Raw genomic sequence first — 311 nt, forward strand, 5'->3', positions numbered from 1 at the left:
CTACTGCTAAGGGTGTTAGCGGTGAAGTAGACGGTAAACTAGTAAAAGTTGGTAAACTTGCCTACGTTGATCCTGATCAAGAAAAAATCACAGTTCAATCAACAGCTGTCTTTGTTTCAATTGACAATAAATTTGCTGGATATATTACTTTCCAAGACCAAATCAGAAAAAACACTCCAGAAACAATCGCTCGTCTTCGCCGTCAAGGTATCAAGCACATTATGTTGCTGACTGGTGACCGTAGATCTGTAGCATACTACGTTGCTACAGAAGCCGGAATTAGTGCAAGCGAAGTTCACGCTGATTTGCTT

1 protein-coding gene is annotated in these 311 nt (G+C 40.8%); it reads left to right on the top strand.

What is annotated here, in order from left to right; translation table 11 throughout:
- A partial coding sequence (locus ACXIUA_RS02385) for an HAD family hydrolase (RefSeq protein WP_457976009.1) occupies nucleotides 1–311 on the top strand: 311 nt, incomplete at both ends.

Source organism: Corynebacterium sp. UMB8791 (assembly GCF_054166365.1).